This is a genomic window from uncultured Winogradskyella sp., assembly GCF_937958655.1.
GTDB lineage: Bacteria > Bacteroidota > Bacteroidia > Flavobacteriales > Flavobacteriaceae > Winogradskyella.
Window position 1 is genome coordinate 1 of sequence record NZ_CALGNH010000058.1, and the last position, 10,226, is coordinate 10,226.

Annotated in this window: 10 protein-coding genes; 8 read left to right on the plus strand and 2 right to left on the minus strand. The window is 34.3% G+C overall.

What is annotated here, in order from left to right; translation table 11 throughout:
* The coding region (locus Q0800_RS10955) for a sodium:calcium antiporter (RefSeq protein WP_299129511.1) at nucleotides 1-728 on the plus strand (728 nt) is incomplete at its 5' end.
* A 52-nt stretch (nucleotides 729-780) separates the two neighbouring features.
* Here the strand turns inward: Q0800_RS10955 and Q0800_RS10960 are convergent.
* Nucleotides 781-1,797 (minus strand): glutamine synthetase beta-grasp domain-containing protein, encoded by a 1,017-nt coding sequence (locus tag Q0800_RS10960; RefSeq protein ID WP_299129513.1) that lies wholly within the window; start codon nucleotides 1,795-1,797, stop codon nucleotides 781-783.
* Nucleotides 1,798-1,974: 177 nt separating this feature from the next.
* On the opposite strand from Q0800_RS10960, the gene Q0800_RS10965 reads away from it, so the two are divergent.
* From Q0800_RS10965 to pyrF, 7 genes are all read left to right on the plus strand, one after another.
* Nucleotides 1,975-4,161, plus strand: coding sequence for a glutamine synthetase III (locus Q0800_RS10965; protein ID WP_299129515.1), 2,187 nt, complete (start codon nucleotides 1,975-1,977; stop codon nucleotides 4,159-4,161).
* 217 nt (nucleotides 4,162-4,378) lie between these two features.
* Nucleotides 4,379-4,516, plus strand: a complete 138-nt coding sequence (locus Q0800_RS10970) for a hypothetical protein (RefSeq protein WP_299129517.1) — start codon at nucleotides 4,379-4,381, stop codon at nucleotides 4,514-4,516.
* A gap of 124 nt (nucleotides 4,517-4,640) precedes the next feature.
* The gene (locus Q0800_RS10975; RefSeq protein WP_299129519.1) at nucleotides 4,641-5,351 is read left to right on the plus strand and encodes a Curli production assembly/transport component CsgG; all 711 of its coding nucleotides are present in this window, start codon (nucleotides 4,641-4,643) and stop codon (nucleotides 5,349-5,351) included.
* 44 nt (nucleotides 5,352-5,395) lie between these two features.
* Nucleotides 5,396-6,574: an AIR synthase related protein gene (locus Q0800_RS10980; protein ID WP_299129521.1), complete on the plus strand. Its 1,179-nt coding sequence runs from the start codon at nucleotides 5,396-5,398 to the stop codon at nucleotides 6,572-6,574.
* A 6-nt stretch (nucleotides 6,575-6,580) separates the two neighbouring features.
* Complete coding sequence (locus tag Q0800_RS10985) at nucleotides 6,581-7,591, plus strand: DUF3078 domain-containing protein (RefSeq protein ID WP_299129523.1); 1,011 nt, start codon at nucleotides 6,581-6,583, stop codon at nucleotides 7,589-7,591.
* Between the two features lie 513 nt (nucleotides 7,592-8,104).
* Nucleotides 8,105-9,181, plus strand: a complete 1,077-nt coding sequence (gene prfA, locus Q0800_RS10990; RefSeq protein WP_299129525.1) for a peptide chain release factor 1 — start codon at nucleotides 8,105-8,107, stop codon at nucleotides 9,179-9,181.
* 78 nt (nucleotides 9,182-9,259) lie between these two features.
* Nucleotides 9,260-10,087 (plus strand): orotidine-5'-phosphate decarboxylase, encoded by an 828-nt coding sequence (gene pyrF / locus Q0800_RS10995; RefSeq protein ID WP_299129527.1) that lies wholly within the window; start codon nucleotides 9,260-9,262, stop codon nucleotides 10,085-10,087.
* Between the two features lie 12 nt (nucleotides 10,088-10,099).
* Here pyrF and Q0800_RS14175 read toward each other — a convergent pair.
* Nucleotides 10,100-10,226, minus strand: a 127-nt coding sequence (locus tag Q0800_RS14175) for a Lacal_2735 family protein (RefSeq protein WP_366518843.1), incomplete at its 5' end; no start/stop codon positions are given.

Sequence of the window (10,226 nt, forward strand, 5' to 3'; positions counted from 1 at the left end):
ATATTGCAAATATTGGTTTGGTTTTGGGTATTACAGCTGTAATATCGCCTTTAGCGGTAGATAGAGATTTTTATAAATTAAACTGGCCTATGATGATGTTGGCCTCTTTTGTGCTCTATTATTTTCTAAAGAATGATGAAGTGCTGACTGCTACAGAAGGTGCTACATTGTTTGCTGGTTTAGTTATCTTTCTTATTATTCTTATCCGTAGTTCAAGAAAATCTACCAAAGCAAATCTTGAAGAGGTTGATGATGCTCTTGCAGAAGTTTCAAATTTTAAAATAATTATATGGCTATTAATTGGTGCAGCAGGCTTGTATTTTGGTTCAGAGTGGTTGGTAAAGGGTGCCATACAGTTAGCCGAAGCTGTCGGTATAAGCGAATATGCCATTTCCGTTACAGTAATTGCCATTGGTACAAGTGTGCCAGAATTGGCAGCATCCGTCATTGCAGCGTTAAAGAAAGAAAAAGCCATTTCCTTAGGGAATTTAATAGGCTCAAATATTTTTAATATTGCATCGGTTTTGGGTCTTACGGCAATTGTTAAGCCTATAGTTGTAAATCCTGAAACACCAGTAATTTTATCAACTAATATTTTTTGGATGATTGCTTTTGCTGCCGTTTTAGTGCCTTTAATGTTAATCCCAAAGAAGTTTGTTATAGGCCGCTATAAAGGGATGCTACTTTTTGCAGCTTACATGGTTTTTATTTATTTGGCACTTAAATAAAAAAAAGCCTGCGATATGCAGACTTTTTTTATCTATTTAGTTACAGATGTCTTTAAATATTAGCACTTTTTACGGTCTTAATAATTCTACCTGCAATTTTATAAGGGTCACCATTAGAAGCAGGTCTTCTGTCTTCTAACCAGCCTTTCCAGCCTTTTTCTACTGTGATAATAGGAATACGAATTGAAGCACCTCTATCTGATACACCATAACTAAAATCATCTATCGACGCAGTCTCATGGTCACCAGTTAAACGTTGGTCATTAAACTCACCGTATACTGCGATGTGTTCTTTAACAACTGGTCTAAATGCTTCACAAATTTTCTCATAAGTTTCTTTACTACCACATGTTCTTAATGTAGTGTTAGAGAAATTAGCATGCATACCAGAGCCATTCCAGTCCATATCTTTTCCTAAAGGCTTAGGGTGATATTCTATATAATAACCATATTGCTCAGTTAAACGGTCTAATAAATAACGTGCAATCCATATTTCGTCTCCAGCCTTTTTTGCACCTTTAGCAAATAATTGAAACTCCCACTGACCAGAAGCAACCTCTTGGTTTATACCTTCGAAATTTAAACCTGCAGCGATACAAAGATCAGCATGTTCTTCAACTAAGTCTCTACCGTGCGTATTTTTTCCACCTACAGAACAGTAATACATACCTTGAGGTGCAGGATATCCTCCTACAGGGAATCCTAAAGGTAATTGTGTTTGTGTATCCATGATAAAGTACTCTTGCTCAAAACCAAACCAAAAGTCATTGTCATTATCATCTATAGTAGCTCTACCATTAGATTCATGTGGTGTACCATCTGCATTTAATACTTCTGTCATTACTAAGTAACCATTCTTTCTAGCAGGGTCTGGATAAATAGCAACAGGTTTTAATAAGCAGTCAGAAGAACCACCCTCAGCTTGTCTTGTAGAACTTCCATCAAAAGACCAAATTGGACAATCTTCTAATTTACCACTAAAGTTTTCTTCAACTTTAGTTTTACTTCTCATGTTTTGAGTAGGCTTATATCCATCAAGCCAAATGTACTCTAATTTAGATTTACTCATAGTATCGTTATTTAATATAAATTGACTTTGCAAATATTAGATTTTTTTTAGGCTCATCAAAAAAAATAGGGTGTTTTAGCTTAAATCTTATTAATAATTGTTGATAACCCTATTTTTAGGTGGGTATAGATGTGTCATTTTTAAAAATTCGTATTTTTGACCTAAAATTTTATCAATATGGCAACATTAAGGTTTCATGCAGTAAAAGAATCATTAAAACGCAAACCATTACATGTAGAGGAGGTAAACAGACGTTCAGAAATTTTTGGTTCTAATGTGTTTAATGAAAGCGCAATGCGTCAATATTTAACCAAAGACGCACTTTCTAGTATTGTAGAAGCTATAGAAAAAGGTTCTAAAATTAAAAGGCTCTTAGCAGATCATATTTCTACAGGAATGAAAGAGTGGGCTATATCTAAAGGGGCTACACATTATACACATTGGTTTCAACCTTTAACTGGCGCTACGGCAGAAAAACACGATGCGTTCTTTGAAACACTTGGTGGCGGATTAGCTATAGAAAAATTTGATGGAGGTCAGTTAGTACAACAAGAACCAGATGCCTCTAGTTTTCCTCATGGTGGTATAAGAAATACATTTGAGGCAAGGGGTTACACCGCGTGGGATCCTACATCTCCAGCATTTATTTATGGTACCACTTTATGTATTCCAACGGTGTTTGTATCCTATACAGGCGAGGCTTTGGACTATAAAACACCGCTGTTAAGAGCATTACAAGCTGTAGACACAGCAGCGGTTGCGGTTTGTAAATATTTTGATAAAAATGTAAAGAAAGTAACTGCGGCCTTGGGTTGGGAGCAAGAGTACTTTTTAATAGACAATGCTTTGGCCACCTCTAGGCCAGATATTGTACTAGCTGGTAGAACATTATTAGGGCATTCACCAGCAAAAGGTCAGCAATTAGATGATCATTACTTTGGTACCATACCAGCAAGAGCTATGGCTTATATGCGAGATTTAGAGACGGAGTGTATACTGCTAGGAATTCCTGTAAAAACAAGGCATAACGAAGTTGCTCCAAATCAGTTTGAACTTGCACCTATATATGAAGAGGCTAATTTGGCCGTAGATCATAACTCGCTATTAATGGATCTTATGCAGAAGGTAGCTAAGCGTCATAACTTTAAAGTTTTAATGCACGAAAAACCCTTTGCAGGAGTTAATGGATCTGGTAAACATAATAATTGGAGCCTCAGTACAGATACTGGTGTTAATTTACTATCACCAGGTAAAACACCAATGAGTAATCTTCAATTTTTAACCTTCTTTATTAATACTATAATGGCGGTGTTAGAATATGAAGAATTACTTAGAGCGTCTATTGCTTCTGCAAGTAACGACCACCGTTTAGGTGCCAATGAAGCGCCACCAGCAATCATCTCAGTTTTTATTGGTGAGCAGTTAACAAAAGTTTTAAACGAGTTAGAAACCGTAACTAAAGGAAAGCTGTCACCACAAGAAAAGACAGATTTAAAATTGAACGTCGTTGGCAAAATTCCAGAAATATTATTAGACAATACAGATAGAAACAGAACGTCACCTTTTGCCTTTACGGGTAATAAATTTGAATTTAGAGCAGTAGGTTCTAAAGCAAACTGTGCCAACCCAATGATTGTTTTAAATTCTATTGTAGCAAAGCAATTAATTGGTTTTAAAGCGGAAGTAGATGTCCTTATAAAGAAAAAGGACATGAAAAAAGATGACGCAATTTTTAATATCTTAAGAGAATATATAAAAACGTCTAAAAGAATTTTGTTTGAAGGCAATGGTTACAGTGATGACTGGCAAAAAGAAGCTGAGAAAAGAGGTTTAAGCAATAATAAAACTACAGCCGAAGCTCTGCAAGTTAAAATAGCAGATAAGACCGTAAAAATGTTTGAGAGTATTGGTGTAATGAATAGAGTAGAGTCCGAAGCAAGGTATGGTATTGAAATCGAAGAATATATTTTGCGCTTACAAATTGAAAGTCGTGTTCTAGGAGACATCGCCAGAAATCATGTAGTGCCAACGGCAGTGAAGTATCAAAATATATTAATTGAGAACGTTACAGGCTTAAAAGCTATCTACGGTGATAAATTTAAAAAGCTAGCTAAGGAACAATTAGAGCTTATTGAAGAAATATCTAATCATATAGAGACTATTAATTCTTTGGTAACAATAATGACAGATGCACGCAAAACTTGCAATAAGTCAACCGATCTTTACAAAAAGGCGCAAGGATATTGCAAAAAGGTAAAACCCATCTTTGAGGATATAAGATACAATTGCGACAAATTAGAATTAATGATAGATGATGAGTTATGGCCGTTAACAAAATATAGAGAACTTTTATTTACAAATTAAAAGTATGTAATGTTTTCTTAATATTAATTAAATGTTAGGAATACGTGAAGTTACGTAGCAAAAATGGGTTAAAGACACCTCTAATATGTCATTCATCGTTAACATTTGCCTAGTTATCGAAAACCCTGTGGTTTATTATTAAAAAACTGATTTCTAATCCTCTTGCAATAAGTTTATTTACTATTTTTGTAGTGCTATTAATCAATAATTGTTTAAAATGAGAAAATTACTACTAAGTGTAGCAATTCTTGTAGGAGCAACATTTATTTTATCTCAAGATCAAACGGATAATATAAAAGATGTTGTTAAAGATGAAGTTGTAAATTTGCAACCCATGCTACAAACAGAATCCTAAAGTAAATATTTAATAGGCTTTAGACTAAAGCTCAAATAAGGTAAAATCGTAGATTTTACCTTATTTTATTATATTGCAGTCTTATTTTCCCTAAGAAAAGACTTAATCTTCATAAATTAAAATTATGATCTTTAATTTTTATAAAATTTTTGGTTGCTGTATTATAATGTTTTTTTCAGTCAACCTATCCTTTTCTCAGGAGACAAGAGATTACGATCAGTTAGACTCTAACAATGAGGCTGACATTGCGGAGTCTAAGAAAAAATTTTCACAATTAGTGTTTTTTGATTATCGCGGCACAAACGTGCTAGAAACTACGGTTGGTTTAACCATTCTTCAAGACAATTTAGAAAACAAAGAAAGCGGATTTTACTTTAGACTGGGATACAAACGCGCTATAATAGACCACTTATTTATAGGGTTATCCTACAATAGTTACGTATTATCTTATAACGACATTGAACAAAAATTAGAATCTTTTGATTTTAATCTTGAATTTTTAGCATTACCCTATGATAATTTTACACCATTCTTATTCGGTGGGTTTGGATACAATACCTTAAGAGATATTGAAGCCAGCACTGTTAAATTACAAGGTGGGTTTGGATTAGAGTTCATCGTTGTTGATAAATTAGGTCTAAAGTTCTTTGCCGAGTATAACTATAATTTGGAAGATAAAACGGAGTTTGTGATTAACGATGAAGACGATGATACGTTCTTAAGGTTAGGTTTTGGTCTTAATTTTTATTTTGGCGGAGAAACGCAGCGCCAAAAACGACTTAAGGAAATACCAACACAAATGAAAACAAATTCTATTGCTCCAGAGGATTACTAAATCACAATGATTACTTTTGCTTAACTAAATATTAATCACCTTTAATGAGCAATTCAATAAGCAAACGATATGCTAAGCGCGGTGTATCAGCATCAAAAGAAGACGTACATAATGCCATAAAAAATATAGATAAAGGTCTGTTTCCTAAGGCTTTTTGTAAAATAGTTCCAGATTACTTAACAGGCAGTAATGACACTTGCTTAATTATGCATGCAGATGGTGCTGGTACAAAGTCATCGCTAGCTTATATGTATTGGAAAGAAACTGGTGACCTTTCGGTATGGAAAGGCATAGCGCAAGATGCGCTAATAATGAATATTGATGATCTGCTATGCGTAGGTGCCACGGATAATATTATGCTCTCCTCTACCATTGGTAGAAATAAAAATTTAATTCCAGGTGAGGTTATTTCAGCCATCATTAATGGTACAGAAGAATTAATCGAAGATTTAAAATCTCATGGTGTAACTATACATTCTACAGGAGGCGAAACTGCGGATGTAGGAGATTTGGTTAGAACAATTATTGTAGACTCTACGGTAACTGCCAGAATGAAACGTGCCGATGTAATTGATAACGCTAAAATCTCTGATGGAGACGTTATTGTAGGTTTAGAATCTTTTGGGCAAGCCACTTATGAGACTGAGTATAATGGTGGTATGGGCAGTAACGGATTAACATCGGCGAGGCACGATGTGTTTTCAAAATATTTGGCAGAGAAATATCCCGAAAGTTTTGATGCGGCAGTTCCAGAAGATTTGGTGTATTCTGGCCAAACCAAGCTTACAGATTCTGTAAAAAACTCACCTTTAGATGCAGGCAAATTAGTATTATCTCCAACACGTACCTATGCACCAATTATTAAAGCCATTCTCAACACTTTTAAAAGCGATACTATACATGGTATGGTACATTGTAGCGGAGGTGCACAAACTAAGATTCTACACTTTGTAGATAACCTTCATATTATAAAAGATAATATGTTTGATGTTCCACCATTATTTAAACTTATACAAGAGCAATCTAAAACAGATTGGAAAGAAATGTATCAGGTTTTTAATTGTGGACACCGCATGGAATTATATGTAAAACCAGATGTTGCAGAAGCTATTATTTCGATTTCAAAATCATTTAAAGTTGATGCTAAAATTATAGGACGTGTAGCGTCTTCTGATCAAAAGTGCTTAACTATTAAAAGTAAATACGGACACTTTACTTACTAAATACATATGCTATTTTCTAAGATAATCAAGTTTATTTTTCTACTAACTATTACAATTTCGGTTTCTGCACAACCAGATTCTTTGTTTCTTAATAAAAAGAAAAACAAGGTGTTAGATTTGGGTTGGGCCACCAAAAAGGAAGTAGGTTTTTACCTAAATCAAGTTTCATTTACAAATTGGAACGCTGGTGGTACTAATTCAATTTCTGCAATTCTAAGTGGTACAGCTTCAGCAAAATTTAAACTGAATAACCTATTTTGGAACTCTACGTTAAGACTCCGTTACGGACTTAACAAACAAGAGAGTGAGCCACTGTTTAAAACAGAAGACGTTATAGAAGTTATTTCTAATTTTGGGCTAGAAAAAAATAAACAAAGCAATTGGTTTTATTCGGCTAGGTTTAGCTTCAATACGCAGTTTGCTAATGGTTTCACCAGCCCAAATTCAGAAGAGCCTATTTCTACATTTATGGCACCAGGTTATGTGTTTATGGGCGTAGGGATGGAATATGGTAGACATATAAACAGACTTTCTATTTACGGCTCGCCATTTACACTTAAGACAACCTTTGTATTAGATGATAATTTGGCAAACCAAGGTGCCTTTGGTGTAGATCCTGCAATTTATGATCTCGATGGCAATATTATTAGTGCAGGTAAAAAAACACGCCAAGAATTAGGAATTTTGCTAACAGGTCAGTTTGAAGATGAAGTTTTTGATAACATGAATTTAAACACACGCCTACGATTCTACACAGATTATCTCAACAGTTTCGGTAACATAGATTTAGATTGGGAGGTAAACCTAGATATGAAAGTTAACAAATACGTGAAAGCCACCTTTGGCTCTCATCTTAGATACGATAATGATATTAAAGTAGAGACACAGCAAAACGAATTGACCAACGAGGAAGTGGTGTTAGAAGGTCCTAAACTTCAATGGAAACAGTTGTTAGGAGTTGGTGTTATCGTAGATTTAGATACAATAATGAACGCATCTAGCCTAACTACACCTTAAGTTATATCCTTCTTTAATTTTAAATAAAACCTTTTAGTAACAGTAAAAAACTGCAAGTAATAACGCTATCTAGTAAAAAGAGGATGCTAAAAAACTTCAAATAAGAGACACCTCTAATTTTATAAAATTTAAGGCGTTGCCGCAATCTTCGGTCACTCAACATTATCCAAAGCAAAAAAGTTAAAAACAACTTAGTACAAAGGGCTAAAATAAGCGTTGGGTTAATAACCGCAACTGCAATATTTACCAAAAAGGACCAAAGCGCAAGTGGTTTATAGTAATTGAGTATAGCGGAGAACTGTCTTACCATTTTTTATACAACGTAAAGACTATCTATATTATTTTTTAATGCGGCTAAAAATTCTATTTTTAAAATCCTTAATATTATTATACTGAAAACATGGTCTTTGTTTACGCTAATGACCATAAGAATTTATCAAAAGTTTCAAAAGACTTAAATCTAAATTATCGAGTAAAAAATTGTATTTTTGAGATTCATTTTTTTGAAGATAGATGCTAGAGAAAATACAGATTATAAAACAACGTTTTGATGAGATTAACGACCTTATCATTCAACCAGATATAATATCCGATCAGAAGCGATATGCTAAACTGATGAAAGAATATAAAGATCTCAAAGTAATAGTAGATAAAGGAACTATTTACAAAGAAGCCTTAGATAATCTTACCGAAGCAGAAGAAATTATTGCTGATGGATCTGATGCCGAAATGGTAGAAATGGCAAAAATGCAAGGAGACGAAGCCAAAGAAACAATACAAAAACTCGAAGAAGAAATTCGGTTTTTGTTAATTCCTAAAGATCCAGACGATGCTAAAAATGTTGTGGTTGAGGTGAGAGCAGGTACAGGTGGAGATGAGGCTAGTATTTTTGCAGGCGATTTATTTAGAATGTATTCCAAGTATTGCAGTGATAAAGGTTGGAGAGTTGATGTGGTGAGCCAAAGTGATGGAACCTCAGGAGGTTTTAAAGAAATAATTTTCGAAGCCTCAGGCGAAGATGTTTACGGTACTTTAAAATTTGAAGCTGGTGTACACCGTGTACAACGCGTGCCACAAACAGAAACTCAAGGACGTGTACATACTAGTGCTGCAACGGTTATGGTGTTACCAGAAGCTGAAGAATTTGATTACGAATTAGATATGACCGAAGTACGAATAGAACGTACAACATCAACTGGTCCAGGAGGACAATCGGTGAATACAACCTATTCTGCAATTAAATTACACCATGAGCCTACAGGTATGATTGTAAGTTGCCAAGACCAGAAGTCATCTCATAAAAATCTAGAAAAAGCCTTAAAGGTTTTACGATCGCGTTTATACGATTTAGAATTAGCAAAACAACAAGCTGCAGACTCTGAGAAGCGTAAGAGTATGGTAAGCTCTGGCGATAGATCTGCTAAGATTAGAACCTATAACTATCCGCAAGGACGAGTTACTGATCATAGAATAGGGTTAACACTTTACGATTTATCAAATATCATCAATGGGGATATTCAAAAAATAATAGACGAATTAATGTTAGCTGAAAACACAGAGTTGTTAAAGGCTAACGATGATGTAATGTAGTTCTTGCGAAAGCAGGAATCTCTATTTAGAGATTAAGTTTCACAATAATAAGATTCCTACTAGCGCAGGAATAAAAAAATGACAACAAACCAACTCATAGAACAAATCCAAAAAAAGCAATCCTTTCTTTGTATTGGTTTAGACGTGGATTTAAATAAAATACCAAAGCACTTGTTAAATGAAGAAGATCCCATCTTCGCCTTTAATAAAGCCATTATAGATGCTACACATCATCTTTGTGTGGCTTATAAACCCAATACAGCATTTTACGAAGCCTATGGTATTAAAGGTTGGCAAGCTTTAGAAAAAACAATAAAGTACCTCAACGAAAAACATCCTGAAATTTATACTATAGCAGATGCAAAACGAGGCGATATTGGCAATACAAGCACCATGTATGCTAAAGCCTTTTTTGAAGATTTAGGTTTTGATAGTGTAACGGTTGCACCTTATATGGGAAAAGATTCCGTAGAGCCATTTTTAGCTTTTAAGGATAAGCATACTATTTTATTAGCATTAACTTCTAATAAAGGTGCATTTGATTTTCAGACCAAAACTATTGACGGTTTAGAATTGTATAAAAAAGTGTTAGAGACTTCAAAAACATGGGAAAATTCAGAAAACTTAATGTATGTTGTTGGTGCTACAAAAGCTGAGTTTTTAGCAGATATCCGAAAAATAATTCCAGATAGCTTTTTGTTAGTTCCTGGTGTTGGTGCACAAGGAGGAAATCTTCAAGATGTATGTAAGTACGGAATAAATGATTCCGTAGGATTATTGATTAATTCTTCAAGAGGAATTATTTACGCTTCAAATGAAAGCGATTTTGCAGAGGCTGCCGCCAGTAAAGCCAAAGAATTACAGCAGCAAATGAAAGAAGAGCTGAATCTTCTTAACATTGAATAATAAGCTTGATTACTATATAGCCTTTATTTTTTTTAGTCTATTAAAAATCTTACTTGCTTCATGGTAAAAGAAGTCACTCATACCAGCATCTGTTTGCATTAAATTATATGCGTTTTCAATAAATGTAGTATATCGCTTC